Genomic DNA, 26,532 nt, shown 5'->3' on the forward strand with positions numbered 1-26,532 from the left:
GGATTCAGGTTAATGTTTATCCACCATTTCTTGTAAACCAAAGGGTTTAAAACCTAATCGATTATAAAATAATAATGCCTTCGTATTGATGTTGTGGCACATTAATTTAAGCTGCTTTACACCTCGTTCTTCCCGGGCCTTGTTCATCATGGTTTTAATCAAATAGGCTCCTGCGCACTTACCTCTATGCCGGGGCGAAATAATGACATTCCCCAGCCAACAGTGCGCTCCATCTACAACATCGTATAGATTGCTGTAGCCCACTACTTCATTATTGAATGTTATTACGGTAGCGTTATACCTCTGATTTGCTACTTCCGCCATCATGCTTGGAGTCGCCGGATAATCCCATCTTGGGTAAATAAAAAACAACTCCAATTCATCTTGAGGGAACTGGAGGCGGAGCTCGATACGCACTTAGGGTACGAGAAGCACGACGTCCAGAACAAACAAACCACCAATAGCAGAAACGGTAAAAGTAAGAAGACCATCATCAGCGAATACGGGGAACATGAAATCGAAGTTCCACGGGATCGTCAAGGTGAGTTCGAGCCGATTGTTGTGAAGAAGCACCAATCGACTGTACGGGCATTGAGGATCAGATTGTTGCCATGTATGCCAAGGGAGTCAGCACAAGAGATATTCAGGATCACCTCGAGCAATTGTACGGTGTTGAAGTGTCGCCCACGATGATTTCCAATGTAACAAACAAACTCGTTCCCGTCATTAAAGAATGGCAAAGCCGCCCCTTGCAGAGCGTGTATGCGGTGGTCTTCTTGGACGCCATTCATTTCAAAGTGAAGCAGGATGGGCACATCGTAAATAAGGCTGCTTACATGGTTATCGGTATTGACCTGGATGGAAACAAGGATGTCCTCGGCATGTGGATCGGCGAGAATGAGTCCTCTAAATTCTGGCTCGGCGTGCTGAATGACCTGAAGAACCGCGGAGTACAAGACATCTTGATCACCTGTGTCGACAACCTGACCGGCTTTTCCCAAGCCATTGCAGCCTCTTATCCCAAGACAGAAATCCAGAAATGCATCATTCACCAGATTCGGAACTCGACTCGCTATGTGTCCTACAAGGACCTCAAAAAGGTAACAGCTGCTTTAAAGCCCATTTACAAAGCGGCAACGGAAGAAGCAGCTTTGCAGGAACTTGACCAATTTGAAGAGGCTTGGGGTAGTAAGTATCCCTTGATCATCCGCTCTTGGCGTTCTAACTGGGATGAACTAGCTACCTTCTTCAAGTACCCGCCAGAGCTTCGAAAGCTCATCTACACCACCAATATGATTGAGAGCTACCATCGCCAGCTTCGAAAGGTCACGAAAGGGAAAAGCATCTTCCCGACAGACGAGGCTCTGCTAAAAATGTTTTATCTGGCCACAATGGATGTCGTCCGTAAATGGACGGGCCGTGTACAGAATTGGGGCCAGATACTGCTCCAACTTTCGGTTTTCTTTCCCGAACGCATCGGCCAATTTTTACGCTGAAAATTTTTTCTCCCATCGGGGAGAAATCTTTTTAAATGAGTCTACACAAAGATCTTGACAGACCCGCCCGCAGCGTGAATACGGTGTTAGGTGATGTGCGGACAGTTATTACATTCAAGACATCTTATAAGTTATGTATACTCCCTTTTAGGTCTACCTTAATTAATTCAATTTCCTTTGTGTTCTCTGGGGTTAAAATAACTTCTTTGTTTATTTCTATTGATAATTTCTTCATAAAGTTTACTATTGAATTTAATCTATTTAAGTTTATATTACTTGGGTCAACGTCTAATTCAATCTCATCAATAGTAAAAAAGTGACAGCATATCAAGACATCATCAATTCTAAAAGATAGTGTTAAAAAATGCTCTTTCTTTAAATTGAATAAATCAGTAATATTTAGTCCTTTAAAATCTATTATTTCATTGTCTCTATATAAACCAATGTCATATATGTATTCAGACTTAACAATATAATTTAAAAAATCATTCCAGTCGGTCAAACAGGTATCTAAAACATATATATCTCGTAAACTTCCATCAATATAAAAGTAATGTTTGATTTGCTCTTCTGATTTGAATAGCATACACGACCTCCAGAATGATGTAGTTATGTTTCTTTTAATTAAAATTCACTTAGCATTTCACCTAACGTTCTTGTATTCACGAACCCTCACCGACTTAAGGCCGTTAGGCGGGGCGCGATGCGCTTAGTCGGTGCAGGGTTGTCTGCCTGAACTCGCTTCCCTGAATAACATCTGGCAGACCAAGGCTCCGTCAGGAGCCGTAGCGTGAATACGGTGTTATAGGATGTTGCTGCCTTCCTTGAAGATGCTGAATAAATTCCCTTCAATATTAGTCTTTTATATTCTTGATATATTTCTTAAAAAAGATCTCTCCTATATTTCCTTCATTAATTCCATTGATTACTCCACATTCCACAAATCCCATTCGTCGGTGCCATTGTTGAGGTTCTGCTTCATTAACTTGTGACGAACTAAATATTGTATCATGTTCATTGAGTCTTAGATGATCTTCTAAAAAAGCTAGCAACGATCTGCCGATTCCTTGTCTTCTATAATCTTCATGTACTTTGATTAACCCAATATATGGATATTTGGACCATAAATACTCTAACCTTAAATATCCAACTATTTCGCAATCAATTTCTACTAAAAATATTTCATCATTTTTTAATTTCCATTCATAAATGTTTTCATCTAACCAATCCCAATTTTCAATATTTTGAAGGTCTTCAGGTCTTCCGGATCTTAATATAAGCTTCATTGACATTCTCCCGAATTGGTTTTTGGATTTTTTATGTATTCGCGGCAATTTTCTATAACACCATTATAACGCACCTGCTTCGCCATAAATAGTAAATTATGTATATTAAACGAAACGGTGTTTCTCTCTATCCCCTCATTCCGTTTGTTTAGCGCCCATGGTTCGTTTAAGCCTCATTTTAGTGGCTTCATTATTGCGCTCACATTATTTGCGTTCTTCTTGTTCCGTCATAATCCCACATCCGTCCCCCTCCCCGCCCCATCCTGCATAATCCGATCCAAAGGACTCTGAATACGCCGTACATCCTTCGTCGTTACATGCGTATAAATCTCCGTCGTCTTCGAGCTCTGATGCCCCAGGAGCTCCTGGATATATCGCAGATCGGTGCCTGCCTCCAGCAAATGCGTGGCAAACGAATGGCGAAGCGTATGCATCGTAATATGCTTTCGAATGCCACATCTCGCCGCGGCGCGATCGAACATCTTTTGCACGGACCGGATGGTGAGGTGTCTCCCGTCTTCCGCTCCCGGAAATAGCCATGTCTCCGGCCGTTCCTTCCGGATATAAGCTTGCACCAGCTCCATGGCGGCTTTTGACAGGAGGGTGTACCGATCCTTCCGTCCCTTGCTCTGCCGGATATGTATCAATCCTCGTTCCCCGTCCAAATCCTGCACCTTCAAATTCACAACCTCGCTGACACGCAAGCCCGCGGAATAAGCTACATAGAGAATGGCACGATGTTTCAAATTATCTACGGAACACAGTATACTCATAACTTCATCTGCACTCAGTACATCGGGGAGTCTTTTCTCCTTCTGAGCCCTAGGTAGGCTGAAGGAGAGGTCTGCACGTTGAAGCGTCTCTTTGCAGAAGAGCTTGAGCGCACTTACGGTTTGATTCAAATAAGCATAAGAGCGATCCTCATCCAGGACGGCCAACAAATAATTTTCGAACTCGGTCCGATGGACTGAAGATAGAGGAACCGACAAGCCTAATAAAAATCTACGAGTATGACCAACATACGCTTTGCGGGTTTGTGTGCTGTAACCCTTGAGCTTTAATGTATCATCGAACGAATCCAGCGCATGTTTTGCAAGTTTGGTAAGCTCTTTCTTCTTACACTCGACCTCGCCAATACCGGCCGCTATAGTACTCCCATCCGTCCCATCCGGATCAAGCCCCGTTTCCCACACGATCAACCGGTCCGAGAACAGCGCCTTCAACATACGTACCATGCTTATGGAATAAGACACCAGCCACACTTTCGCGTTAGCGTCGTATTTTCTGCCTGTAATGGTTTTGATTCGCTCCACCAGCTCCACATCGTAGCCGAACCGGACGGATAGCTTGTCTTCGCCGCTCTTTTGAATGACGATCATTTACACCAATCCTCTCATTACAAAATCACTTTCCAATAAGCTTTTTTCCCGGCGCAAGCTCGGCACTTCATCACGACTGTAGTCCGTCCTTAAATGCAAAAAAGACCCTTATCCACATAACGGATAAGGATCTTATGCTTTAAGATCGCAGCTTGTCCAGCATAACTTAAGCGCGGGAAACGTATCTGCCTTCACGCGTGTCGATGGTCAGAACGTCGCCTTCGTTGATGAAGAGCGGAACTTGCACGTTCAGGCCGGTTTCGAGCTTGGCGTTCTTCGTTGCACCCGTTGCCGTGTTGCCTTTGATGCCCGGCTCGGTTTCAACAACCTTCAGATCGACGCTGTTCGGCAGGTTGATACCGAGGATTTCGCCTTGGTAGCTCATGATGTTCATGTTCATGTTCTCTTGCAGGAACTTCAGCTCCCACTCGATTTGCTTCTCGTCGAGGTTGATCTGATCGAACGTTTCCGTATCCATGAACGTATGTTCTTTACCGCTGGCATACAGGTATTGCATTTGACGGTTCTCGATATGCGCGCGGGACACGTTCTCGCCGGCACGGAAGGTGCGCTCTACGGTATTGCCGTTGCGGAGGTTCTTGAGTTTGGAGCGAACGAATGCCGCGCCTTTTCCTGGTTTTACGTGTTGGAAATCAATAACGGTGAACAAGTCGCCGTCAACATCAATGGTAAGGCCTGTCTTAAAATCGTTTACTGAGATCACTTCAAAAAACCTCCCTAAAATGTGAGCGGGCACCGGCAGAGTTCCTGTAAAGGCTGAGCCTCTCAGTCCCTTCTGCCGCGCCGCAATGGATAAACAAATTTATGGCAGCACGATCAGGTCTTTGCCTGATTGTGTTAACCGGCGGTTGCCTGTTTCGGTAATGACAATATCGTCTTCGATCCGTACGCCGCCGAATCCCGGCAAATAAATGCCCGGCTCGACCGTAACGACCATGCCCGGCTTCAGCACGATATCGCCCTGCATCGAAAGACGCGGCGCTTCGTGCACTTCCATGCCGAGCCCGTGACCGAGTCCGTGACCGAAGTTGTCGCCATAGCCGTAGCTCTTGATCACATCGCGCGCGACGGCATCCGCTTCGCGTCCCGTCATGCCGGGTTTGATCATCTCCAGCGCCTTAAGCTGCGATTCCAGCACGATATTGTAAATCTCGCGATGCTTGTCGCTCGGTTTCCCTAAGACGACGGTTCGTGTAATGTCGGAGCAGTAATGCTTGAACAGCGCGCCGAAATCCAGCTTGACGAATTCATTCGTTCCAAGCACCCGGGAGCTGGCTTTCCCATGAGGCAGCGCCGAACGCTCTCCGGAAGCGACGATCGTCTCGAAGGACGAACCGGCGCCGCCGTTCCGGCGGACGAACATTTCGATTTCGAGCGACACTTCGTTTTCCGTGATACCCGGCTTCAAGAAGGTCAGTATGTGCTCGAACGTGCGGTCCGCGAGATCAGCGGCTTCCTGCATCACAGCGAGCTCGCCCTCATCCTTCACCATACGAAGCGTCTCGACCAGATCCTCGGTCGGAACAAGTTCGATTCCGGACAAGGTCTGGGACGTGGCACGGTATGCGCCGTAGGTCAGATCGTTTTGCTCGAAGCCTACCTTCTTAATCCCCATTGTGCCGAGCAGTTCCCTCACCGTCTCCATCGGTTTCGGCGCATGCTCGATGACCTCATAGCCCTTCGCTTGCTGAGGCGCCTGTGTGGCATAACGGAAATCCGTCAGAAGAATAGCCCGCGTTTCGGTGATCAGCACATATCCGGAAGATCCGGTGAAGCCTGTCATATAAAGACGGTTCGTAGCATTCGTAACGAGTAGGGCAGGCAGACCCTTTTCTTGGAGAAGTCCGCGCAAGCGATTGATGCGTTCCTGTTGCATGCTCATCCCTCCGTTGGTTGAAGATGCTGGACCAGAGCCCGCAGGCCCAGCTCATAGCTGTCCGCGCCAAAACCGGCGATTTGCCCGAGCGCTACAGGGGCAATCACCGAAGTGTGGCGGAACGCCTCTCTTTTGTGAATATTCGATATATGGACCTCAATCATGGGAAGCCCTACCGTACTGATCGCATCGCGAATCGCATAAGAATAATGCGTAAAGGCCCCCGGATTCATCACGATGCCGTCCTTCGTACCGTACGCCGCGTGAATCCGATCAATGAGCGCACCCTCGTGATTGGACTGAAAGCATTCGAGTCCGACCTGCAGCTCCTCTGCGAGCCGTTCCATACGCCGTACGATCGTCTCCAGGGTTACTGTACCGTAAATTCCCGGCTCACGAACGCCGAGCATGTTAAGATTGGGTCCATTCAGTAGCAATATCTGTTTCAAACAGGGAACCTCCTTACGGCTGAAAACCGCACATACTTAGCCATTTTACCATAAGTTTCCCCGGTTTGAGAACTTTTTTTTGCAGCTTAGTCCGGCTCGGGAATTTTGTTGCCCGGATAAGGCTCGCGTACCCGTTCGTCCGTAAATTCGAATGTGATGGAATAACCGATGAAGAGTCCCCATAGCAGGAACAAGCAGAGGTCTGTAAGCACCGTGTTCAGATCCATGTAGGCGATCCATTTCGTAGTGCCGGTAACCGGTCCGAGAATCAGAAAGATCACCGCCCACCAGGCAAGGCCGTACCAAATACCGCACCAAGGCCCTCTCGCTTTGGCTAGAAGCACGGAATAGATCAGAGCCGAGACGATGGAAAACACAATGAAAGCAAGCCATCCGGCGAGCATACCCTGCCAAGTCGACAAGAAAGAATGAAGATAGAAAGGCTCGATCAGAAAACCGGGTGAAAGCGTCGTAAAATGAAAATAATGCTCGACAATTTTGACTCCGCCCCACAGCAGCCCGGCGAAAAATCCGACATTTACCGCGAACCGCCACTTCGTCGTATCATGGACGGTTTCCCTTTTCGATTGTACCATAAGCCAGGGACCTCCTCCAAAAGCAGATAGAAGTAGTATATGCAAAAGTTTGTTCTATAAACGGTGGCATTATGTCCGCGGATTCGTTACAATAAATACATACTTGCTCGCAATTTAATTCACACTTAGATTAGAAGAAGGTGTATGGTTTTGTCGGAAAATTGTCCAAATGCGGTATACGGCGGACAGGCCGTGATTGAAGGCGTTATGTTTGCCGGTCAGCATGTGCATGTGACGGCGGTTCGCCGAAAAGATAATTCCATCCAATTCCTGGAGGTGCCGAAGAAGGAAATCGATTGGGTGCAGACGCTGAAGAAGATTCCTTTGATCCGCGGCATCGTCGGCATTATCGAGGCCAGCGCCAAGGGCGCCCAGCATCTCAATTTCTCCGCCGAGGTATTCGCGGAGGAAGAAGGAGAAGTGAAGGAAGAGAAGAACGAAACGGTTACAGGGCGAATCTCCATGATTCTCGGGGTGGCGTTCGTAGGTATCCTTTCCTTCTTGTTCGGCAAGTTCGTGTTTACACTCATTCCGCCGACGATTGAGCAATTTTTGTTCGGCAAGCTGTTCGTGAACCAGATCGGCCATAACCTGTTGGAAGGCTTGATCAAGATCATTTTTCTGGTCGCCTACATTTACTTCATCTCGCTGACGCCGATGATCAAACGGCTGTTCCAATACCATGGAGCGGAACATAAGGTCATCAGCGCGTACGAAGCGGGCAAAGAATTGACTGTAGCGAACGTCCAGCAGTTCAATACCCTGCATTACCGGTGCGGCAGCAGCTTTATCGTATTTACCGTTATCATCGGAGTAATTATTTATTCCCTGTTCCCTTATGAAACGTTCCTGCAGCGGATCGTGCAGCGCATCGTGCTTCTGCCGCTCGTGATCGGAGTATCTTATGAAGCGCTGAGATTCACGAACTCGCTTCGCGAGGTGCCGGTGCTGAGATATCTCGGCTATCCGGGGCTATGGCTGCAGCTGCTTACGACCAAGGAGCCGAATGACGAGCAAGTGGAAGTGTCCATCGCCTCCTTTAACCGGATGCGCGAGCTGGACCGGCAATTCAAGGGGTAATCCGCCCCCAAGTAAAGCGGATCAAGCTGGTACGCCCAAGGAGGAATCGTCATGAGAGGCCGTTATCCATGGTCCACCTACATCGTATTAGGATTGATCGCGCTCGGTATTTTGGCAAGCATCTTCCGAAATCCGGGAGCCTACATCATTCCGATCCTTGTCTTCGGAATCATATTCTGGCTGTATAAATTTCCGCCGAACCGGTGGCGGCGCGGAGGCCGGCCGGCTTCCTCCCGCTTTGCCAAGGCCAAGCGGCGAAATGCTTCCTTCCGTGTCATCAACGGGAGCAAGGACAGCTCGGACGAACCTCCGAAATATCATTAACTGCAGCAGCCCGGACGGATTCATTTCGCCCGGGCTTTTTTTATTTGATCATCCGCTCTTTAGAGATGAAGCCTTCTGCCTTAAGTAAGATACATATTTCTGCTTATAATCGGTTAGCTTCCATTTATTGAAGAAAGCGAGCGACGCTTGCAAGCCGGATTCGTACAGCTTCAGGCTCTCTTCCGCTGTAATGCTGAATTGCGTGATGGATACGCCGTACGTCGGGATGATCACCGTTCGAAATTGGTTATGGTCCTCAATATACCGGCCGTCGTGGGCGTCCATCATCGTGGAGAATAGCGCTTTGAGCATCGACAATGGACCGTGGATGGCGTTCGGCATCCCGGTGCCGCGGCCGAAGAGCTGGAAGCCGATGGTCGGAATCATTTGATCCAGCGGAGGCACCTCGTTCTGATCGAAGATCCAGAGGGGAAAGTTACTTAACAGCCCCCCGTCCACGATATAAACGAATTGATCGGCGAATTTCTCGCCGGGGGATCTTTTATCCGGGGATTTGCGGATCACGACCGGATCGAAGAAATAAGGGATGCTGGTGCTCATCCGGACCGCTTTGGCCACGAGAAGCCGTTTCGGGTCGATGCCGTATTGGGAGATATCGCCGGGAAGGACAAGCAGCTTACGACCCGAAATGTCGGAAGCGATAATGCGAAGCTGCTGATCGTTCAAATCGCCGAAGGTCTTAATTCCTTTAGCCAGCAGGAGTTGGTACATCCACTGCTCCAGCGCTTCGCCGGAATATAGCCCTTTCTTCAGAAACAGACGGGTTAGCGGCCCGATCACCTTCGTTTCGAAGATCGGCGCTCTTTTCAGAAAGGCCCCGAACGGTGTGGCCTCGATAATCATCTTGAGCTCCTCCGCCTTATAGCCCGCCGCCACCAGTGCCGCTACGATCGCCCCCGAGGAGGTGCCTGCTACCTGATGAAAGCCGTATCCCAGCTGCTCCACGGCAGATACCGCCCCGGCCAACGCAATGCCCTTCACCCCTCCGCCCTCAAATACCGCATTGATCTTCACCCGTCCATCCCCTCTCCTATCGTCCCGGCGAACGCTTTCGGTCCCACGAGAGCGTTAGTAATGTCCCACCACCTATGTATGAGGAGAAAGTTTGTACTTATGCCCGTTCATTCAAAAAAACATCCAGCCGCACGGACTGAATGTCGTTGTACACTTATTCGGTTAATTCTCTTCCAATTCCTTCTTCAAGCTGACAAGATCACTCATCCGCGACGGATCGCGCCGGAAATATTCAAGCAGCGTCTCGATGCATGTAATCGAGTCCCAGCTGAGATGATGCTCGATGCCTTCAACGTCCTTATAGATCTGTTCCTCGGAAACGCCGATGAGGGTCAGAAATTCCTCCAGCAGCTGATGGCGGTCAACGAGCCGTTTCCCTACCTTCTGGCCCTTCGAGGTCAGCACAAGTCCCCGGTATTTCTCATACACGAGATAGTTATCCTTGTCCAGCTTCTGGATCATCTTCGTTACCGAAGAAGGATGGACTTCCAACCCTTCGGCAATGTCGGACACGCGCGCATAGCCCTTCTCGTCGATTAATTTATAGATGCGTTCCAAATAATCTTCCATGCTTGGCGTAGCCATCGCGAATCCTCCTGTGCGTCCAAAGAAGAAGCTCTTCGATACTTTGTATAGTTAATGATACACTTAATCTTTTGCCAAGCGCAAGCCTAAACCCCTCCCGGACCGCATGCAATTCCCATGCCGGGGAAGGACACCTTGTCGCAAGCTATGGTAAAGACAAGCGTTGTATAATATAGCATACCAGACGACTGTGAAGCAAGTTGAACGGTCAATGAAACGGAAGATGAGGAGTCGCCGAAATGGTGGCCAAAGGAGGCTGGCCCATCGGGTTTATCATTGTCCCCATGATCTGACACGAAGGTGGCAGAAGGTCTATGCCGGGCTTCCGGTCAAATTGAAAGAGGCCCTTCCGGCGGAAGCGGCCTCTGACCTAACCTTGAGCTGATCCAGCATCGATTCAAGAAGACCGCCGAAAACAACATCCGCCAGCGGTATCCGAAATCGAAGCTGGAGATGGATAATCTTTCATCATTTTCCGGAATCGAATATCGATTATTTCACCTAAAATTTAAGCCAATCCGGAGTGATGCTCTGCAGCCATACAGTGATACGCGTCATTTGGTCCGTGTAGAGCAGGACGCCGATGATGAGCATGAGCCCCCCTCCAACTTTCATCAAGGTGGACGTGTATTTTAGAATCCACTTCGTAGAACCGATGAAGAAGGCCAGGATAAAGAACGGGATGGCGAACCCGAGCGAATAAGCGGTAATGAGCGGGAGCCAGGAACCCGGCTCGGTAGCGGCTAAAGCCAGCATCGCGGATAGAATCGGCCCGATGCAGGGAGACCATCCTGCGGCGAAGCCCATGCCGATCAGCACGGAGCCGATATAACCGGCAGGCCGGAATTTCCACTGGACCTTGCGTTCCTTCAGCAGCCATTGCGGCTGGAATATGCCCAGCAGGAACAGACCCATCGCGAAGATCAGAATCGCCGCGATTTGACGCAGCAGCCCGCGGTAGTCGGAGAAGGCATTCGCTATAAAGCTCGTTCCCCAAGCCAAGCTGTAGAAGATGATGGAAAAGCCGAGAATAAAACATAACGTATGAGTAATCGTTTTGAAACGAATGTCCCGGGTGCTTTGTTCTTCCCGCAGCCGGCTGACGGAAACGCCTGTTATGTAGGATAAATAAGACGGATAGAGCGGCAAGCAGCAAGGCGAGATAAAGGATGCGAACCCTGCCCATAGCGCAATCCAGAAATTCAAATGCATGGCTTTCGATCACCTTCTTCTATTGCTGAGGACTTCATCCCTATCACCATGAGGTAGATTTTAAAGGCGAAGTCCCCGCTTCACGAACAAAATACAAATGAGCATAGCGATCAGCGCGAGCACAATGCTGGCACCAGGCGCCAAATCCCACCAGCCCGCAGCAATCAGACCCAGCGTCACGGCAATCTCCGAGAACAGAACGGCCCAGAAGACGGAATTCTTGAAGCTCCGTGCCACGAGCAGGCTGCAGGCGACCGGGATCGTTAACAGCGACGAAACGAGCAGCGCTCCGACGATTTTGATCGATACGCTGATGACGAGCGCGGTCAGCATCGTGATCAGAATGTTGTAGAAGCGAATGGGCAGACCGCTGACGCCCGCTGCATCCTCGTCGAAGAACATGAGGAACATTTCCTTGTAGTTGATGGCAATTACGGCCACGACGAGCACCGTAACTCCAGCGACTACCCACAAGTCCGTATTATCCAGCGTATAGATGCTGCCGAAGAAATAGCTCATCACGTTGATATTAAAGCCTTTGCCGATCGTAAACAGCAGAGTGGCCAGCGCTACGCCGCCGGACATAATAATGGCGATTGACAGCTCCGCATAGGTCTTATAGGCCTTTCGCAGCCGTTCGATCGCGAAGGAAGCGAGCAGCGCGAATAACAGCCCTACGCCGATAGGGTATACATTGATCAAGAAGCCTAGTGCGACTCCAGCGATCGAAACGTGGGCCAGCGTGTCCCCGATCATGGACAGCCGCCGCAGCACGAGGAATACTCCCATCAGAGGTGCCGTCAACCCGATCAAAATTCCTCCGATGAGCGCTCTTTGAAAAAAATACTCTGTAAAAATATCCAACCTGCTTCTCTCCTATCGTGAACTCAGCACTTCCATCGAGTCCCTCAGCTGCTGGATGGAATGGGTTAAATTCGTTTCCCCGCAATTCTCGGGTTCATGGGTATGCTTCACATAAAAGGATAATCCGCCGTCCTTCAGCGCCGGCTGATTGCCCAAATACGACTTCATCATCTCCATATCGTGAGATACCATAATAAAAGTGATGTGATGATGCTGGTGCATATGCCGGATCATCCGGAAGAAGCCCTCCTGCGTCTCCGCGTCGATCCCGACCGTAGGCTCGTCCAGGATAAGCAGCTCCGGGTTGTTGATCATCGCGCGGGCGAGGAACACTCGCTGCTGCTGACCGCCGGACAGCTGTCCGATACGGCGGTCAGCCAGATCCTCGATGCGCATCGCGTAGAGCGCATCGTCCGCCTTCTGCCTGTCGGCCTTCGAGACGCGGCGGAACAGCTTCTTCCGGCCGAACAGCCCGGAAGTGACGACCTCGCGTACCGTTGCCGGGAAGAGCGGGTTCAGCGCGTTCTTCTGGGGCACATAGCCGATGCGCTCCCAGTCGTTGAATTGCCGCACCGGCTGACCGAACAGCCGGATCTCGCCGCGGGTCGGCCGGAGGAGGCCGACGATCATTTTGAGCAGCGTCGTCTTGCCCGCCCCGTTCGCTCCCATGAGCCCGACGAAATCGCGCTCCAGTACGGTGAATTGAAGCCCTTCAATGACATGCTTGTTCTCATAAGAAAAAAAGACGTCATCGATCGTGACGATCTGTTGATGACATCCGGAAGGTTTATTGTCCATCACAGGTATGCTCCTTAATCGGAAAGTCTACCTTCTATTGTAATGCTTTTATTAAATTATTCAAATTGTTTTCCATAATCGACACATAATCGGCGCCTTGCTTGCTCTGTTCCTCCGTAAGACCCTCTAGCGGGTTGAGCACCATAGTCTGGACGCCGGCATCCTTGGCGAGCGTCTTGGCCAGCTTATCGGATACGAGCTCCTCAAAGAAAATATATTTGACATGGTTGTCTTTTACGAATTGAATAATATCTTTCATATCCTTGGACGTAGGCTCGGCGTCCGGGGACAAGCCCATGATCGGCTTCTGCACGAGACCGTATTCCTTCGCCAGGTAAGCGAAGGCTTGATGGCTTACTACGATGTCCTTATTCGGCAGCGGCGCCAGCTTCGTCTTATATTTCGTATTCAGCTGATCCAATTGATCGGACAGCTTCTTGAAGTTCACTTCATAGTCCGCCTGATGGGCGGCGTCGACTTTAACCAGCGCGTCCTTGATGTTCTGCGCCATCAGCTTGGCATTCACCGGGCTGAGCCATACATGGGGATCGTAAGCCCCTTCTTTGGCCGATTTATCGCCCTTAGGCGCATTTTCCTCCTCAGTCGCCTTCATGAAGCTGATGCCTTTGCTGGTCTCGACCGGCGTTACCTTCGCGTCCTTTGGCAAGCTTCCTACCGTATGATCGACCCAGCCCTCGAACCCGGCTCCCAGATAGAGCAGCAGATCGGATTTGGTAATATTCTGAATATCCCGGCTTTTCGGCTCCCAGTCATGCGGCTCCACGCCGGCAGGCACCAGATTGATGACGTTGACGTGGCTTCCCCCGATCTTGGAGGCGAAATCATAAAGCGGATAGAAGCTGGCTACGATATTGATTTTTCCTTTGACAAGCGAGGCCTGCGGCTTTCCGCAAGCGCTGACGAACAGCGCAACCGCAAGCAGCAGCGAAGTCATCAGCAAACCATATTTTTTTAACATTGTCTCTCTCCCCGAATGCTAATCGTAATTATTTTTATTAACAAACATGATTATAAGTCCGTCCTCCTCCACTGTCAACAGCCTTTTTGAACCCCGTCCCTCAAAAAAATACCCCCTGCAGATTGTTCTGCAGAGGGTTGATGAGCCGGAAGACCGGCTCGGGAATCGTTTACTGGACGCGAACGGCCTGGTTTTGCGCTTTGAGGCACAACTCCGCCGCTTTGAACGCATGCTCCTGAGTCATCGCCTTCTCGGTACGGTTGATGCAGTCCAGAATCAGCTGACCGAAGAACGGAAAGCCTACCTTGCCTCGCAACTCGAAATGCTGCTCGCCGTCCTTGTTCACCAAATAGAGGTGGTCGCCGGCTTTATCGCGCGCAATGTCGACATATTTCCGAAGCTCGATGTAGCCCTCGGTGCCGAGAATGATCGTCCGACCATCGCCCCACGTGCTGAGTCCGTCCGGCGTCAGCCAGTCCACACGGAAGTAGAACGTCGCGCCGTTGTCGCCTGTCAACGTTGCGTCTCCGAAATCCTCAAGCTCCGGATAATCCTTGTTGTTGTAGTTCGCGATCCGGCTGCTGACAACCGTTGCATCCTTCGCGCCGGTATAGTACAGGAACTGCTCGATCTGATGGCTGCCGATGTCGCACAGGATGCCGCCGTATTTCTCATGCTGGAAGAACCACTCCGGGCGAGTCGGGGCATTCAAACGGTGAGGACCCCAGCCCATGACCTGAACAACGCGTCCGATGGCACCCTGCTCGATGAGCTGGCCGGCGAAGATCGCGCTCTCGACATGAAGACGTTCGCTGTAGTACACCATGTACTTCTTGCCGGTTTCTTTCACTTTGGCGCGTGCCGACTCCAGCTGCTCCAGCGTGGTGAACGGCGTCTTGTCGGTAAAGTAGTCTTTACCGGCGTCCATCACGCGCAGACCCAAGGCGCAGCGCTCCGACGGGACGGCCGCCGCAGCAACCAGCTTGATGCTTGGGTCGTTCAAAATTTCCGCTTCGGAAGCGGCAGCTCTGGCTTGCGGAAACCGCTTGACGAACGCTTCGACTTTGGCCGGGTCGCGGTCATAGACGGCGACCAGGTCTGCGCCGGCCTCGATGAGACCGTTGCACATCCCGTTGATGTGCCCATGGTCGAGCGCAATCGCGGCGAACGCGAATTCGCCGGACTTCACGACCGGATTCGGTTTACCTTGTGGAGCGTAGTTCATTCCATCGCTTGTTTGCATCATGAATCCATAACCTCCCGAACTAGGTATTATGACATTGTTAACGTGAACAATGTTTATTTTACCACAGATCCGTTAGGAATTTCATCAGAAACTGTCGCTAAAGTTAATTGATCTCCCTGCGAAGCGGCCAGAATCATGCCCTGGGACAGCTCGCCGCGTAATTTCACCGGCTTCAGGTTCGTCACGCAGATCACCTTGCGGCCGATCATTTGCTCCGGCATGTAGTATTTTGCGATGCCCGATACTACCTGTCGCTGCTCGGTGCCTAGATCCAGCTGCAGCTTGAGCAGCTTGTCGGCTTTCTTCACCGGCTCGGCGGCAATGACTTGCGCGACGCGGAGCTCGACCTTGAAGAAATCGTCGATCGAGATTTCCGGAAGCGGCGCCTCCTCCTCCGAGTCCTGTTGAGGCTTTGAACTCGCAGCAGCTGCCGGTGTCCCCTCCGTATTAACCGGAGCCTCTACCGCTTCGGCAGCTTCAGGCGCAGACCCGCCGTTCATCGATTGCGCGATGAAGTCCGTTTCTTTCTCCAGGTCAAGCCGCGGGAACATGACCTCGCCCTTCTGTACCCGCGTGCCAGCCGGCATCGTACCGAAGGCATGGATCGTATCCCAGGCGAGCAGCGCCGGATCGCTTAGGCCCAGCTGCTGCCACATCGTGCGAGGCGTTTGCGTCATGAACGGCTGCAGCATGATGGACGTAATCCGGAGCGATTCAGCCAGGCAGTACAGCACCGATCCAAGCGCCGGGCGCTTCGCTTCGTCCTTGACCAGCATCCATGGCTGCGTCTCGTCAATGTATTTGTTCGTACGGCTTACAAGCTGCCAGATGGACGTCAGCGCCACGGAGAACTCCAGCTTCTCCATCGCTTCCTCGACTTTGGCAACCGTCGTTTCGACAGTTTCCAGCAGGGCGGCGTCAAATTCGGTAGCGCCTTGCAGGTACGGCTGCACTTCGCCGTTGAAATATTTGTCGATCATGACGACCGTACGGCTCAGCAAATTGCCCAGATCGTTCGCCAGGTCGAAGTTGATCCGCTCGACGAAGCTCTCCGGCGTGAACGTGCCGTCCGAGCCGAAAGGCACTTCCCTCATCAGGTAATAACGGAGCGCATCCAGTCCGTAACGGTCGATCAGCGTAACCGGATCCACGACGTTGCCTTTCGATTTGGACATCTTGCCGTCCTTCATGAGCAGCCAGCCGTGGCCAATGACCTTCTTCGGCAAGGGGAGCCCGAGCGCCATCAGCATGATCGGCCAGATGATCGTATGGAAGCGCACGATCTCCTTGCTCATCAGGTGCACGTCCGCCGGCCAGTATTTCCGGTACTTGCTGTCATCCTCGCTGCCGTAGCCGAGAGCCGTGATGTAATTGGACAATGCATCGATCCAGACGTAGATGACGTGCTTCGGATCGCCGGGCACCTTAATGCCCCATTCATAGGTTGAGCGGGAAACCGCCATATCTTCGAGTCCCGGCTTGATGAAATTGTTAATCATCTCGTTGCGGCGAGATTCCGGAGTGATGAAATCCGGATTCTCCTCGTAATATTGGACGAGCCGGTCCGCATACTTGCTGAGACGGAAGAAGTAGCTCTCCTCCTTCACCCACTCCACGGGACGTCCGCAATCCGGACATTTCCCGTCCACAAGCTTGCTTTCCAGGAAGAACGATTCGCAAGGCGTACAGTACCAGCCCTCGTAATGGCTCAAGTAAATGTCGTCCTGCTCCTTCAGCTGGTTGAAAATCTTCTCCACCGCCGCCTTATGCCGAGGCTCGGTCGTGCGGATGAAATCGTCGTAAGAGATGTCGAGCTTCTTCCACAGCTCCTTTATGCCCGAGACGATATCGTCCACGAATTGCTGCGGCGTCTTGCCCGCCTCCTGGGCCTTGCGTTCGATCTTCTGCCCGTGCTCGTCGGTGCCGGTCAAATACATGACGTCATACCCGCGAAGCCGCTTGTAGCGCGACATTACATCTCCGGCTACCGTCGAGTAAGCATGCCCGATGTGAAGCTTATCGCTCGGATAATAGATCGGGGTCGTAATAAAAAACGTTTTGTTCTCCTGTGGCATGATCATACGCCTCCTTGGTTATTTTGATACGAGAATTGCAGTCCGTAGAATGCAAAAAAGCCCCCATCCCCTTTGGGACGAGAGCTCTGGCTCACGCGGTACCACCCAACTTCCCTTGACTGCACCGCCGTTCGTTGGATCGGTTCCGCACGGGATCCATCCTCTGACGGAGCGCAAGGCTCAGCGGTCGACTTGCGACCTTCCATTAACGCTGGAATCACGATGAAGGCTCACCCCGATGACGGCGGCTTACCCTCATGGCCTCCGGGACCATCTTCCTTGCGCGAATGCCCGCCGGTTCTCAGCTCCCCCGGTTCTCTGTAAAGCTTCGCCCTCAAGTACTTATCCGTTCACAGGCCTGTTATGCTCAATATATCGGAATATGGCTCTGCATGTCAAGCGGGCCTGCGCCCGGCCCCTCCCTCAGCGCTTAGCGGGCGGTACCGGATCCAGTCCTCCGGGATGGAACGGATGGCATTTGCAGATCCGTTTCACCGCCAGCCAGGAGCCGCGGGCCGCGCCGTGACGCTCGAGCGCCTCCAGGGCATAGGCCGAGCAGGTCGGATAAAACCGGCAGGTTGGAGGCTTCAGGGGCGAGATGAATTTGCGGTAAAACACGATGCCGCCTCTTAGAACGTTACGAACCATGCGGATCCTTCCTTATCTAAAGCCTTAAGGCCCGATTACTTTTTCGTTGTATGCGAATCTTTTCTGCAATTGTTCTTTCTGCTTCTACTTTCGTCCTTTATTCTACCACAAAAAGGACAAACGACGCATCTGGATTAACCGGACAACACACCAGGAAAAGGACGCATCCTTATGAAAGGATCGTCCTCTCTTCCTGCCATGCGTTATCTTAGGAGTTCAGCTTCTGGAAGATTTGGCGCTTCGCATCGGCTTTCCACTGAAGCAGCTTATCGGCCGGTACGTTTTTGCCGGAAGCGAACGAGTCCAGATCCTGAGACGCAAAATCAGCCAATCTTTCCACAAGATCGGAAGGCGTCATACCGGAAGCTTGCACCAGTGTTTTTCTGGCCACGGCGTCGACAACGGAATCTTTGTCGATACCTGAAATAAACGCCACATCGTCGGCAAGGATGGCAAGACGTTGGTCAATGACCGCTTGAGGATTCAAAGCTTGATCATTCGATTTACGGGTAAGGCCGTTCTCGTTGATCAGCTGATTGATCTGGCTTCTGGCATCCTGCTTCCCTTCAGCAACGGCTTTCTCCGTCGAACCTTGCAATGCGACCAACTCGATGTCCTGATCCGCCATATTAACAAGCTGCTCTGTCAGTTCCTTAGCGCTGAGCCCGGTGGCCGATATCAGGTTGCGGCCCGATTCCAGGCTGCTGAGAATATCGCTCGTCTCCACGTCCGCAACCGTTGCAGCGTCATCGATAATTCGGGCCATCCGCTTGGCCACAACGGCTTTCAAGTCCGCGGCCTCGGAGCTGCTCGAAGGCGTATAACCGCCAATGGTAATCAGGCTTCGGATTTGGATGCTGCCTGGCTCTTCGCTTTCTCTAGCTCGTCAGCCGATGTGTAAACGCGAAATTTTGAACGATTCTTGAACAAAAAAAAGAAGCGCCCGGGTCTTCATTAAGACCTGGACGCTTCGTCTTCCAATTTGCATTCCAAATGGGTAATGAGTATATCTAGCGACCGGACGATATGCTCAATCTCCGCATCGCTGATGTCATCGAACAAATGATCGTAGAAACTTTCCCGAAACAATTCAAATTTATCCCTTAGCCCCGATATTTTCTCCGTTTTGCGAATCCATATGATTCTCCGGTCCTCCTCATCCCTGATCCTTTCGATCCAGTCGTCCCGTTCCAGCCGGTCCAGGATGCCGGATACCGTACTGTTCGACAGCTGCACCGCCTGTGAAATATGTCCAAGCGTTTTAGGCTCACGAATGATTTGCTTCAGCACCATCATTTGAGGGTTCGTCAATCCGATTTCCTTCAATGCCTTGGCGATGACGGATTCGTAGAGCTTCGTTAAACGGCGCAGCAGATCGCTGATGCTTGAACCGTAGGTTTTACTGGATTCGGGCTGGATTGTGGAATCTTGGTTCACTTCGGCACCTCCGTAACAGAGCCGGTCGGCTTCTTTCTACACAGTTTATCATAAAATGACACGCTGTGAAACTTGAAGCTAAGCTTCTTTACGCACAGGCTCTTCCGGTTCCTGCGCCGCTTTCCAGGACTTGCCTCCCCCGCCCGATGCATTCCTTACCATTCGTGAACCGGCACGCGCCGAGGAACGGCTGTATTCCACCATCAGTCCAGCACCCAGCGCGGTACAATCCAGCGGCTGCTCCGACATATAGACTGGTACACCCGTTTCCTCCTGCAGCCGCCGGTCCAGTCCCTGAAGCAGAGATCCGCCTCCGCACAGCAGAATGCCACGCTCCATCACGTCACCTGCAAGCTCCGGAGGACAGCTCTCCAGCGTAAGCCGGATCGCATCGACAATCCCCTGGAGAAAGTCGTCCAGCAGCGTATGGATTTCCGATGAGGAGATCTGGATTGACCGGGGGAGACCGTCAAGCAGATCGCGGCCCTTGATGTCCATGACCATCGGCTCTGGTGAAGGATCGGCCGTACCGATGCGCATCTTGACCTCCTCGGCGGTGCGTTCTCCGATCGCCAGATTGTACGTCCTCTTCACGTAATCGATGATATCCCGGTCAATAGACATGCCGGCGCGCTTCACTGTCTGGCTGACCACGATTCCGCCGAGCGAGAGCACAGCGACCTGTGTCGTGCCCCCTCCGATATCAAGCACCATGCTCCCGACAGGCTCGTCCACCGGAAGTCCTGCCCCCAGGGCCGCGGCCAACGGCTCTTCAACGGCCACCGCTTTTTTGGCCCCCTTATGTACGACCGTCTCTTCGACAGCCCGCTTCTGCACATTCGTAATACCGCACGGCACGGAAATATAAACTTGGGAGCTGCGGAACCACGGCAGACGGCCTTGCGTTTTCTTAATAAAATATTGCAGCATCGCCGAGGTGACGTCGAAATTGGCGATCACCCCGTCCTGAAGCGGATAAACGATTTCCAGATTGCCCGGCGTTCTGCCGATCATGGCCTGTGCTTCCGCGCCGAAGGCTTCGATTTCTCCCGTATCCTGGCGAATCGCGACGACCGAGGGCTCTCTTAGCACAATGCCCTTGCCTTGCTGATAAATTACCGTATTGGAAGTGCCCAGATCGATTCCGAACAATTGATCCCAGCTTTGAAACATCGATATTCCCTCTTTCTTGTTAGATTGGTCCTGACTCCGTACTGGAGAGAATGGCCTTAATCCGAGCCACAAGCTCGCGGGGACTGAATGGTTTCGTTATGTAATCCTTGGCTCCAAGCCCGATGCCCATATCCCGGTCACACGGGCTTCTGTTGGACGTAAGGAAGAGGAACGGAATGTCGAACCTCCGGAACATTTGACGGCTTATTATAAACCCGTCCGCCTTCGGCATCCTCACATCGAGAATGATCATATCCGGCCTTTCCTTCTCTATGAGCTCCAGCGCCGCTTCCCCGTCCGGAGCCTCAATCATTTGTATTTGCTGCTTCGCGCAATAAAGCCCGACAACCTCACGGACATTCGGATCGTCGTCAGCTACGAGTATTTTCCAAGACGCCATCCTATGCCGCTTCCCTTCCCGCAATTTCCTTGTTACTCTATACAGTTCTTCTGACAAAAGGGTTTTACGGGGGGCAATTCGCAAAAAAAGAAGCCTTCCCTTTCCTGCCGGAGAAAGAGAAGGCTTCTTAAACGCTTGTGGCGCTTGGGATTATTTCACCTGCGGCGGGCTCATCAAGCCGCCATTGGTAATTTTAGGCTTCGTGTCCGCCGAAGCCGGCGTATCCGGTTCCGTGCTGGCGCTCGGAGGCTTGATCAGCTCGCCGGCGTCCGGGACGATCGAGAAGTCCGCTGATCCTGATCCGTTGCCGCTGCCATTGCCGGAGCTTGGCACGGTCTGCGGCTTCGTGCCGCTGTTCTGAGGCGCAGAGGCAGGCGGCTTGGGCGCCGCAGCCCCTTGCCCGGTGCCGCTGCTTGACGCGGCCGGAGTGGCAGGCTTGCCTGTGGCTTCAGGCTTGGGCGAAGCCGCGGGCTTGGACTTCACAGGCGGAGGACTCGGCCGCGAGGACTCAACCTCCGCAAAACCGCTCGCCGGAAGCTGAGGCGCGGGAGGGCTGACATCGGCGCTTGGCGGTTTCACGCTATCGGTCTCTTTGGAAGTTTTCGGTGCCTCTTGATTGCTGCTGATGCCGGCATCCGCCGGTACCCCGGCCGTTTCCTTGCTGCAGCCGGCAAGAATCCCTATAATCAATAGTCCGCCGACGAACGGCCGACTCCATTTTTGCGGTGCGGTAAATAGAGCCTTCATGCTCATGGTGTCCGCTCCTTTCCAGTGGAGGAAACAAAGTTTATTACCCAATATATCGAAAGATCAAGCTTTTTGTATGAATCTTTTCAAAAAACGACAAATTGCCCCACCTAAAATATTCGCACGAGTCGAACCTTTTAGGTGGGCGACCTCGGTTTGAGTACGCCAAATCAAGGTGGGAAGGTGTGGAACCGTGAGCAGCTCCAAGACATTACTCCAAAACCAGCTGAGAAAATGGAAATCCGCCGCATCGCAGCTGATCACTTCCGAGGAAATCGAAGCAGACGACAACCGGATAGAACTGGAGCCTTCCAGTTACGCCATCTGCAAAAGATTGGCCGAAGCGCAGGGCACGACAGTGAATGCGGTGGTCCATTATATGATCGAGCAATATGCAAGCTCTCGCCCGCAGGACAGCATGTTCCAAGCTACGCTGGAACAGAGGGATAGAAATCCGCTGCTCCAGCTGGACGGTCTGACCAAACACGGCGAGAAGAACCGGGAGGAGGAAATGGTTTAATGCCATTGCAGGATGAAACCAATTACACTCAGACCGTCTTTCTCGAGCAGACGGCGCTGGCCGCTTTTATGAATCCGGAAGATCCTTATTACTTGAAGTCCCGTGCGCTTTTTTACGATTTGGACGACCTGGACCGCAAGCTCGTCACCACCAACTACGTAGTCTTCGATACGCATCAATGGCTGCGGAACCATTACGACTACGCGGATGCGCAAATTTTTCTGAATACGATGGATAAGGCCGTCCAGCAAGGGGTGCTCACCATTATATCGGGCCGTCCGGAGCTGGAGCAGGAATCGAAACGGCTCATTCTTGATTTTCCGAATTACCAGTTCTCACTCAGCGAAGCGCTTACCGCCGTAGTGATGCTGACCTATCAAATCAAACGAATCTTTACCTTCAATCCAAGCTATGGCTTCTTGCCCAAGCTGGACCGCGAGATCAAAGTCATGCCGAGCCTCTGGTGAGGCCAAAAAGCTGCTTCCCCGGCCCATCCCGGAGGAGCAGCGCTTTTTTACAGCAGATTCTATTAAACGTGAAGCTTCAACCCTTCCTGGACCATACGCATGAAGAGCTCTACCCGTCCCGGAGGACAAGCGATCAGGTAAGGCTCCGGATTCATCCGGTCGAACGGATTACCGTCGAAATCGACAACGGCGGCGCCGGCTTCTTTGGCGAGCAGAACGCCCGCGTATAAATCGTCGCCCTCGGAGTTATACAAAACGATGCCGTCCAAATCGCCGCGGGACAGCATGCTCCATTGGATCGTCGGGGCCCAGAGGCGCAGCACGCGCTTGCATTGCTGCTCCAGATGGCTCTTCAGCGCTCTGGCTCTCGCATCTCTTTGCACTTGATGCCCTTGAATCCAACCGATCGTGAGCTTCCCGTTTCCGGAAGAAGCGTCGTCTTTCACACGGATCGGCAGAGCATCGCGACAGGCTCCTGCTCCTTTTTCCGCGACATACAGCTGCTCCAGATGGGAATCGTAAATGACGCCGAGAACAGGCTCCTTCCGGTACAGCAGCGTTAGCGATACGCCGTACACCGGCAGGCCGATCGCATAATTGTTCGTTCCGTCGAGCGGGTCGATCAGCCAGAGCCAGTCGCCTTCCACTCCGGACCAGCCGCTTTCTTCGCTTCGGATCTGATGTTCTGGGAACCGGCTCTTTATCCGCGCCAGAATCTCTTCCTCTGCCATATGATCGACAGTAGTCACAAGGTCCCCATCGGCGCTTTTCAACCGAATCTCTACCTCTTGGCCAAAATAACGTTTCGCCAGCCGTCCCGCTGCGAGCGCCGCCTCCACAGCTGCCTCCTTGGCAGCCGATAACAATTCCTGCATACCTGTTGCTCCCCGCTTTCCAATTCTATCGATCGAGAACGGCTGCTTGAGCCTGTTGCTCGAACGCATCCGATCCCTTCCTAGAAAACCACGGTATCATAAGGGCACTTACCAGCGCAAGCGCAATCAGACCGATAAAAACCGGGCCCTTCAATTCCTTGACGAATAAGATAAGAATGAGCATCGTAATCCGTGAAACATTCAAGAACCATTCGCGCCAAAGCAATATTCTCGCCTGCTCGATCGCCGTATGCTGGCTGATGACCCGGAATTGCCGCGTGTTCCATACCGTACCGAAATAAAACAACCCTACCGTCGTCAAGATGTTCGATGCGATCAGTACCGGCGCTTTCGGGAACAGCGGGAGCAGGAAGCCGGCCGAGATAAAGAGCATGCCTACCGTCAGCCATATGCCTTCCTTTGTTTTCATTCGCCGATATAACGTCATCGCCGCAATGGTCGAAGAAGCGTAAAGCACGTTAAGCAGCGCTATAATGAGCTTGTCTCCGGAGACCGAGAATGTGAAGATAAGAGCGAACAGCCCTTGAAATTGTAGGAAGAAACCGGCGAATAAGCATGATGGCACCATCCATCGCAGCGCTCGCGAAGAGAATACCTGAGAAAACCGCATGCGCCGGAATAAAGGCTCCTTCGCTTCAGCCAGCGAAATCGGCGGAATATAGAACGATACGGTCAGCAGAATGCCTACGAACAGAATCATCAAAAGGAAGGATCCCGAATATCCGATCCACTTGATGATGAAAGCAAACACGATCGGATTAATGATGGAGACCAGCTGGCCGATAATCGACGCTACGGAAAAATAACCCTCGAAATCTTTTCCTTTCCCGTAGACGCACAGTGTAATGTTCTGAGTAGAAGCGTAAAATCCCCACATAATCCCGATGGGAATGGCAATGATGGCAATCCAGAGCAAACGGTTGTCCAGATGGAGAAAAGATAGCAGCAGAAACGTTAACCCGCCGCAGATAGCCGTCGTTCGAATGAGAAGCCGCGTCGAGAATCGGGACAATAGCCGAGAGCCTATGGCGAAAGCGAAGCTCCAAGCCAAGAACATCACGAGATTAAACCAAGTCACGTCAAAAATGCTCTTGTCTTTTTCCCAAATGTACAAATTGACAAAGATCCCGATATAATTGAAGATAATCATGGATGATGCGTTCATGAACAAAAGTTTCTTGATTTGTGAGTTAACCTGCACGCGGCTCAGCTGCCTTAAAATGGATTGTCTGTCACGCCTATCTTATTCCGCATCTGGGAAGTCGTCAACATAAATATTCGCATGGATAGGAGTTCCTCTAAATTATGAAAAAAATGATCTTATTCTTCGTGCTGCTCCTCTTGTATCCCGTATTTCTTAAGGCCGTGCACATTTGGGATATGCGGGCCATTCCGTTGATTGTCCCCTATGCGTTAGGCTGCTTATCCTGTATGGTAATCGTCTCCGAAATCGGCGCCTTCGCACTCCGGAAGCTTCGCCCTTCCAAGGAAGACTAGACTCCCGCATACACGAAAAAGACCCCCTCGCCGTAAAGTATAGCAACTAAGTGCGGGAGGGGGGAATCGAATATGCCCGGAACCAAACGATGGGAGCATGCCATGAACCTGCTCACCGAAAATAAAGAAATGAAAAAAATGTTCAACGACATGAAGAAGCTTCAGAAAGAAATGGAAGCCCTTCAAAAAAGAATGAAGGACTTCGACGTCAAAATTAAGTTTTAAAATGATTACTGGAAGAAGACGATCCCAAGCACACCGGAAACAACGATAACCGCTAACGGATGAAGACGGTATTTGATAATGCCGATGAGCGCCCCTCCGGTGATTAGAAGCGTCGCCACCGTATGCCAGTTTAAGCCCCCGATCCCGGTGCCCGAGCTCCAGAGCCGGATAGCGGCATAGACGATTAGAGCCGTTACAACGGGCCGTAATCCATAGAATACGGCTCTCACCATGGCATGATCATGAATCTTATAAAAGAATGCGGCGAGCACCACAACGAGCAGAAGTGAAGGCATCACTATCCCAAGCGTAGCCGCCACCGCACCCGGGAGACCCATAACCTCGAATCCGACAAGCGTAGCGCTGTTCGCCGCAATCGGTCCCGGCCCCATCCCGGCAACCCCCACCGCTTGAACAAATTGGTCCGGCGTCATCCAGTGATGCGTCTCCACCTCATGCTGGATGACCGGAATCATCGCATACCCGCCCCCGAACGATATAAACCCAATTTTGAAGAAAGTAAAAAATAAACTCCAGAGCACGTACATGCCCCCCATTTCTTTGTCCGCTATGATGTAGTTATTGTTATTATACTTTACTTTGTTTCATTTTGGAATTAACTTTTTTCGATAAAGTTATTATTTAGCTTAGTAAAGATCATTTTTTATTCGTTATAATTCTTTATTAACACATAATTCGGTCTAATCCCATAAGTTTCATCCGAAATGAATATTAGTTTCATAATCCCCATTTACTTGGTTCGACCTTCTATGCACCATTATCCCATTAGCCAGGTACGACCTTCTTTAAACCATTATCCCATTAGCTCGGAACAAAAAGCGGAACCTAATTTAATCATCGAAATTTTACTATTCCCCTAAGTTTCATCTCGACTTGAGCTAATAATTTCAAAACCTAATTCACTTTCGAACATCTTTATTCCATTATCCCTTTAACTCAGAATCAATAACGGAACCTAAATCAAAATTATAAATTTTACCAATATTTTCACTAGCGTTGCATTAAAATCGTTTGGATAAGTTGTCGAATTATTCTGAACAATGATTCAAGCCGCATCGCCAAAAGGTCGATCACCTCTGAAAGGTAGCTCTGTCCATTTGGTAATTATATGGTAATTTACTCATCCATCTAACAACGGTACTTATTGCTTTTTTCGTCTACCCTCGGATATCCTTTGAGGCAAGCGATGTATTCGTTCCA

Annotated in this window: 31 protein-coding genes and 1 pseudogene; 7 read left to right on the plus strand and 25 right to left on the minus strand. The window is 51.3% G+C overall.

The genetic code is table 11. The features are described 5' to 3' along the window. Positions 1-9: 9 nt before the first annotated feature. Positions 10-327, minus strand: a complete 318-nt coding sequence (locus O9H85_RS31130; protein ID WP_269885272.1) for a GNAT family N-acetyltransferase — start codon at positions 325-327, stop codon at positions 10-12. Between the two features lie 15 nt (positions 328-342). Between O9H85_RS31130 and O9H85_RS31135 the strand changes: the two are divergent. Further along, positions 343-1,496, plus strand: a pseudogene (locus tag O9H85_RS31135) (IS256 family transposase). Between the two features lie 124 nt (positions 1,497-1,620). On the opposite strand, the gene O9H85_RS31140 reads toward O9H85_RS31135, so the two are convergent. From O9H85_RS31140 to O9H85_RS31170, 7 genes are all read right to left on the minus strand, one after another. Next, on the minus strand, positions 1,621-2,082 hold the full coding sequence (locus O9H85_RS31140) for a hypothetical protein (protein ID WP_269885273.1): 462 nt from the start codon (positions 2,080-2,082) through the stop codon (positions 1,621-1,623). Between the two features lie 268 nt (positions 2,083-2,350). Beyond that, positions 2,351-2,782, minus strand: coding sequence for a GNAT family N-acetyltransferase (locus O9H85_RS31145; protein ID WP_269885274.1), 432 nt, complete (start codon positions 2,780-2,782; stop codon positions 2,351-2,353). A 227-nt stretch (positions 2,783-3,009) separates the two neighbouring features. Next, on the minus strand, positions 3,010-4,161 hold the full coding sequence (locus tag O9H85_RS31150; RefSeq protein ID WP_269885275.1) for a tyrosine-type recombinase/integrase: 1,152 nt from the start codon (positions 4,159-4,161) through the stop codon (positions 3,010-3,012). A 166-nt stretch (positions 4,162-4,327) separates the two neighbouring features. Then, complete coding sequence (efp, locus tag O9H85_RS31155; protein ID WP_269885277.1) at positions 4,328-4,885, minus strand: elongation factor P; 558 nt, start codon at positions 4,883-4,885, stop codon at positions 4,328-4,330. Between the two features lie 99 nt (positions 4,886-4,984). Then, complete coding sequence (locus O9H85_RS31160; protein WP_269885278.1) at positions 4,985-6,058, minus strand: M24 family metallopeptidase; 1,074 nt, start codon at positions 6,056-6,058, stop codon at positions 4,985-4,987. Positions 6,059-6,060: 2 nt separating this feature from the next. Beyond that, the gene (gene aroQ, locus O9H85_RS31165) at positions 6,061-6,507 is read right to left on the minus strand and encodes a type II 3-dehydroquinate dehydratase (RefSeq protein ID WP_269885279.1); all 447 of its coding nucleotides are present in this window, start codon (positions 6,505-6,507) and stop codon (positions 6,061-6,063) included. Positions 6,508-6,593: 86 nt separating this feature from the next. Then, positions 6,594-7,103: a YqhR family membrane protein gene (locus O9H85_RS31170; protein ID WP_269885280.1), complete on the minus strand. Its 510-nt coding sequence runs from the start codon at positions 7,101-7,103 to the stop codon at positions 6,594-6,596. Between the two features lie 144 nt (positions 7,104-7,247). On the opposite strand from O9H85_RS31170, the gene O9H85_RS31175 reads away from it, so the two are divergent. Both O9H85_RS31175 and O9H85_RS31180 read left to right on the plus strand, forming a co-directional pair. After that, a complete protein-coding gene (locus O9H85_RS31175; protein ID WP_269885281.1) occupies positions 7,248-8,183 on the plus strand; it encodes a DUF1385 domain-containing protein in 936 nt (311 codons plus the stop codon). 51 nt (positions 8,184-8,234) lie between these two features. Beyond that, positions 8,235-8,507 (plus strand): hypothetical protein, encoded by a 273-nt coding sequence (locus O9H85_RS31180; protein WP_269885282.1) that lies wholly within the window; start codon positions 8,235-8,237, stop codon positions 8,505-8,507. A gap of 48 nt (positions 8,508-8,555) precedes the next feature. Here the strand turns inward: O9H85_RS31180 and O9H85_RS31185 are convergent, their stop codons facing one another. The 14 genes from O9H85_RS31185 to O9H85_RS31255 form a co-directional block, all read right to left on the minus strand. Beyond that, positions 8,556-9,542 carry a patatin-like phospholipase family protein gene (locus tag O9H85_RS31185; protein ID WP_269885283.1) on the minus strand — a complete coding sequence of 329 codons (987 nt, stop codon included), beginning with the start codon at positions 9,540-9,542 and terminating at the stop codon, positions 8,556-8,558. Between the two features lie 162 nt (positions 9,543-9,704). Further along, entirely contained in the window at positions 9,705-10,127 is a 423-nt protein-coding gene (gene mntR, locus O9H85_RS31190; RefSeq protein WP_269885284.1) for a transcriptional regulator MntR, read from the minus strand. A 501-nt stretch (positions 10,128-10,628) separates the two neighbouring features. Beyond that, on the minus strand, positions 10,629-11,339 hold the full coding sequence (locus tag O9H85_RS31200; RefSeq protein ID WP_269885285.1) for a cytochrome c biogenesis CcdA family protein: 711 nt from the start codon (positions 11,337-11,339) through the stop codon (positions 10,629-10,631). 60 nt (positions 11,340-11,399) lie between these two features. Then, positions 11,400-12,203, minus strand: a complete 804-nt coding sequence (locus O9H85_RS31205; RefSeq protein WP_269885286.1) for a metal ABC transporter permease — start codon at positions 12,201-12,203, stop codon at positions 11,400-11,402. A gap of 12 nt (positions 12,204-12,215) precedes the next feature. Then, positions 12,216-13,001 carry a metal ABC transporter ATP-binding protein gene (locus O9H85_RS31210; RefSeq protein ID WP_269885287.1) on the minus strand — a complete coding sequence of 262 codons (786 nt, stop codon included), beginning with the start codon at positions 12,999-13,001 and terminating at the stop codon, positions 12,216-12,218. A 34-nt stretch (positions 13,002-13,035) separates the two neighbouring features. Next, a complete protein-coding gene (locus O9H85_RS31215; protein WP_269885288.1) occupies positions 13,036-13,980 on the minus strand; it encodes a metal ABC transporter substrate-binding protein in 945 nt (314 codons plus the stop codon). Between the two features lie 169 nt (positions 13,981-14,149). Next, positions 14,150-15,223, minus strand: coding sequence for a Gfo/Idh/MocA family protein (locus tag O9H85_RS31220; protein ID WP_269885307.1), 1,074 nt, complete (start codon positions 15,221-15,223; stop codon positions 14,150-14,152). 56 nt (positions 15,224-15,279) lie between these two features. After that, positions 15,280-17,307 (minus strand): methionine--tRNA ligase, encoded by a 2,028-nt coding sequence (metG, locus tag O9H85_RS31225; RefSeq protein WP_269885289.1) that lies wholly within the window; start codon positions 17,305-17,307, stop codon positions 15,280-15,282. Between the two features lie 417 nt (positions 17,308-17,724). Then, a complete protein-coding gene (gene yidD / locus O9H85_RS31230) occupies positions 17,725-17,949 on the minus strand; it encodes a membrane protein insertion efficiency factor YidD (protein WP_269885290.1) in 225 nt (74 codons plus the stop codon). Positions 17,950-18,157: 208 nt separating this feature from the next. Further along, positions 18,158-18,739 (minus strand): hypothetical protein, encoded by a 582-nt coding sequence (locus O9H85_RS31235; protein WP_269885291.1) that lies wholly within the window; start codon positions 18,737-18,739, stop codon positions 18,158-18,160. A 164-nt stretch (positions 18,740-18,903) separates the two neighbouring features. Next, the gene (locus O9H85_RS31240) at positions 18,904-19,386 is read right to left on the minus strand and encodes a MarR family winged helix-turn-helix transcriptional regulator (protein ID WP_269885292.1); all 483 of its coding nucleotides are present in this window, start codon (positions 19,384-19,386) and stop codon (positions 18,904-18,906) included. A 78-nt stretch (positions 19,387-19,464) separates the two neighbouring features. Continuing rightward, a complete protein-coding gene (gene mreB / locus O9H85_RS31245) occupies positions 19,465-20,559 on the minus strand; it encodes a rod shape-determining protein (RefSeq protein WP_269885293.1) in 1,095 nt (364 codons plus the stop codon). A 19-nt stretch (positions 20,560-20,578) separates the two neighbouring features. Continuing rightward, positions 20,579-20,959 (minus strand): response regulator transcription factor, encoded by a 381-nt coding sequence (locus O9H85_RS31250; RefSeq protein ID WP_269885294.1) that lies wholly within the window; start codon positions 20,957-20,959, stop codon positions 20,579-20,581. A 150-nt stretch (positions 20,960-21,109) separates the two neighbouring features. After that, positions 21,110-21,712 carry a hypothetical protein gene (locus O9H85_RS31255; RefSeq protein ID WP_269885295.1) on the minus strand — a complete coding sequence of 201 codons (603 nt, stop codon included), beginning with the start codon at positions 21,710-21,712 and terminating at the stop codon, positions 21,110-21,112. A 187-nt stretch (positions 21,713-21,899) separates the two neighbouring features. Between O9H85_RS31255 and O9H85_RS31260 the strand changes: the two genes are divergently transcribed. Together O9H85_RS31260 and O9H85_RS31265 are read left to right on the plus strand one after the other, a co-directional pair. Next, entirely contained in the window at positions 21,900-22,226 is a 327-nt protein-coding gene (locus tag O9H85_RS31260; protein ID WP_269885296.1) for a hypothetical protein, read from the plus strand. Next, on the plus strand, positions 22,226-22,693 hold the full coding sequence (locus O9H85_RS31265) for a type II toxin-antitoxin system VapC family toxin (RefSeq protein ID WP_269885297.1): 468 nt from the start codon (positions 22,226-22,228) through the stop codon (positions 22,691-22,693). Before O9H85_RS31260 ends, O9H85_RS31265 begins: the two co-directional genes overlap by 1 nt. A gap of 62 nt (positions 22,694-22,755) precedes the next feature. Here O9H85_RS31265 and O9H85_RS31270 read toward each other — a convergent pair whose 3' ends face one another. Together O9H85_RS31270 and O9H85_RS31275 are read right to left on the minus strand one after the other, a co-directional pair. Then, positions 22,756-23,568, minus strand: coding sequence for an inositol monophosphatase family protein (locus tag O9H85_RS31270; protein WP_269885298.1), 813 nt, complete (start codon positions 23,566-23,568; stop codon positions 22,756-22,758). Between the two features lie 25 nt (positions 23,569-23,593). Further along, positions 23,594-24,754, minus strand: a complete 1,161-nt coding sequence (locus tag O9H85_RS31275) for an MFS transporter (RefSeq protein ID WP_269885299.1) — start codon at positions 24,752-24,754, stop codon at positions 23,594-23,596. A 140-nt stretch (positions 24,755-24,894) separates the two neighbouring features. On the opposite strand from O9H85_RS31275, the gene O9H85_RS31280 reads away from it, so the two are divergent. Together O9H85_RS31280 and O9H85_RS31285 are read left to right on the plus strand one after the other, a co-directional pair. Then, entirely contained in the window at positions 24,895-25,086 is a 192-nt protein-coding gene (locus O9H85_RS31280; RefSeq protein ID WP_269885300.1) for a hypothetical protein, read from the plus strand. Positions 25,087-25,158: 72 nt separating this feature from the next. Further along, positions 25,159-25,311, plus strand: coding sequence for a hypothetical protein (locus tag O9H85_RS31285; protein WP_269885301.1), 153 nt, complete (start codon positions 25,159-25,161; stop codon positions 25,309-25,311). Positions 25,312-25,316: 5 nt separating this feature from the next. Here O9H85_RS31285 and O9H85_RS31290 read toward each other — a convergent pair whose 3' ends face one another. After that, positions 25,317-25,853 (minus strand): chromate transporter, encoded by a 537-nt coding sequence (locus O9H85_RS31290; protein WP_269885302.1) that lies wholly within the window; start codon positions 25,851-25,853, stop codon positions 25,317-25,319. Between the last annotated feature and the right edge of the window lie 679 nt (positions 25,854-26,532).

This window comes from Paenibacillus gyeongsangnamensis (assembly GCF_027533625.1).
Lineage (GTDB): Bacteria > Bacillota > Bacilli > Paenibacillales > NBRC-103111 > Paenibacillus_G > Paenibacillus_G gyeongsangnamensis.

Coding starts and splice junctions, on each gene's coding strand:
- O9H85_RS31215 (WP_269885288.1), bottom strand. CDS start 13,980: ATGTTAAAAAAATATGGTTTGCTGATGACTTCGCTGCTGCTTGCGGTT.
- O9H85_RS31220 (WP_269885307.1), bottom strand. CDS start 15,223: ATGCAAACAAGCGATGGAATGAACTACGCTCCACAAGGTAAACCGAAT.
- mreB (WP_269885293.1), bottom strand. CDS start 20,559: ATGTTTCAAAGCTGGGATCAATTGTTCGGAATCGATCTGGGCACTTCC.
- O9H85_RS31145 (WP_269885274.1), bottom strand. CDS start 2,782: ATGAAGCTTATATTAAGATCCGGAAGACCTGAAGACCTTCAAAATATT.
- O9H85_RS31200 (WP_269885285.1), bottom strand. CDS start 11,339: ATGCATTTGAATTTCTGGATTGCGCTATGGGCAGGGTTCGCATCCTTT.
- mntR (WP_269885284.1), bottom strand. CDS start 10,127: ATGGCTACGCCAAGCATGGAAGATTATTTGGAACGCATCTATAAATTA.
- O9H85_RS31280 (WP_269885300.1), top strand. CDS start 24,895: ATGAAAAAAATGATCTTATTCTTCGTGCTGCTCCTCTTGTATCCCGTA.
- O9H85_RS31170 (WP_269885280.1), bottom strand. CDS start 7,103: ATGGTACAATCGAAAAGGGAAACCGTCCATGATACGACGAAGTGGCGG.
- metG (WP_269885289.1), bottom strand. CDS start 17,307: ATGATCATGCCACAGGAGAACAAAACGTTTTTTATTACGACCCCGATC.
- O9H85_RS31140 (WP_269885273.1), bottom strand. CDS start 2,082: ATGCTATTCAAATCAGAAGAGCAAATCAAACATTACTTTTATATTGAT.
- O9H85_RS31150 (WP_269885275.1), bottom strand. CDS start 4,161: ATGATCGTCATTCAAAAGAGCGGCGAAGACAAGCTATCCGTCCGGTTC.
- O9H85_RS31285 (WP_269885301.1), top strand. CDS start 25,159: ATGCCCGGAACCAAACGATGGGAGCATGCCATGAACCTGCTCACCGAA.
- O9H85_RS31130 (WP_269885272.1), bottom strand. CDS start 327: ATGATGGCGGAAGTAGCAAATCAGAGGTATAACGCTACCGTAATAACA.
- O9H85_RS31210 (WP_269885287.1), bottom strand. CDS start 13,001: ATGGACAATAAACCTTCCGGATGTCATCAACAGATCGTCACGATCGAT.
- O9H85_RS31250 (WP_269885294.1), bottom strand. CDS start 20,959: ATGGCGTCTTGGAAAATACTCGTAGCTGACGACGATCCGAATGTCCGT.
- O9H85_RS31160 (WP_269885278.1), bottom strand. CDS start 6,058: ATGCAACAGGAACGCATCAATCGCTTGCGCGGACTTCTCCAAGAAAAG.
- O9H85_RS31180 (WP_269885282.1), top strand. CDS start 8,235: ATGAGAGGCCGTTATCCATGGTCCACCTACATCGTATTAGGATTGATC.
- O9H85_RS31255 (WP_269885295.1), bottom strand. CDS start 21,712: ATGAGCATGAAGGCTCTATTTACCGCACCGCAAAAATGGAGTCGGCCG.
- yidD (WP_269885290.1), bottom strand. CDS start 17,949: ATGGTTCGTAACGTTCTAAGAGGCGGCATCGTGTTTTACCGCAAATTC.
- O9H85_RS31175 (WP_269885281.1), top strand. CDS start 7,248: ATGGTTTTGTCGGAAAATTGTCCAAATGCGGTATACGGCGGACAGGCC.
- O9H85_RS31270 (WP_269885298.1), bottom strand. CDS start 23,568: ATGCAGGAATTGTTATCGGCTGCCAAGGAGGCAGCTGTGGAGGCGGCG.
- O9H85_RS31265 (WP_269885297.1), top strand. CDS start 22,226: ATGCCATTGCAGGATGAAACCAATTACACTCAGACCGTCTTTCTCGAG.
- O9H85_RS31275 (WP_269885299.1), bottom strand. CDS start 24,754: ATGAACGCATCATCCATGATTATCTTCAATTATATCGGGATCTTTGTC.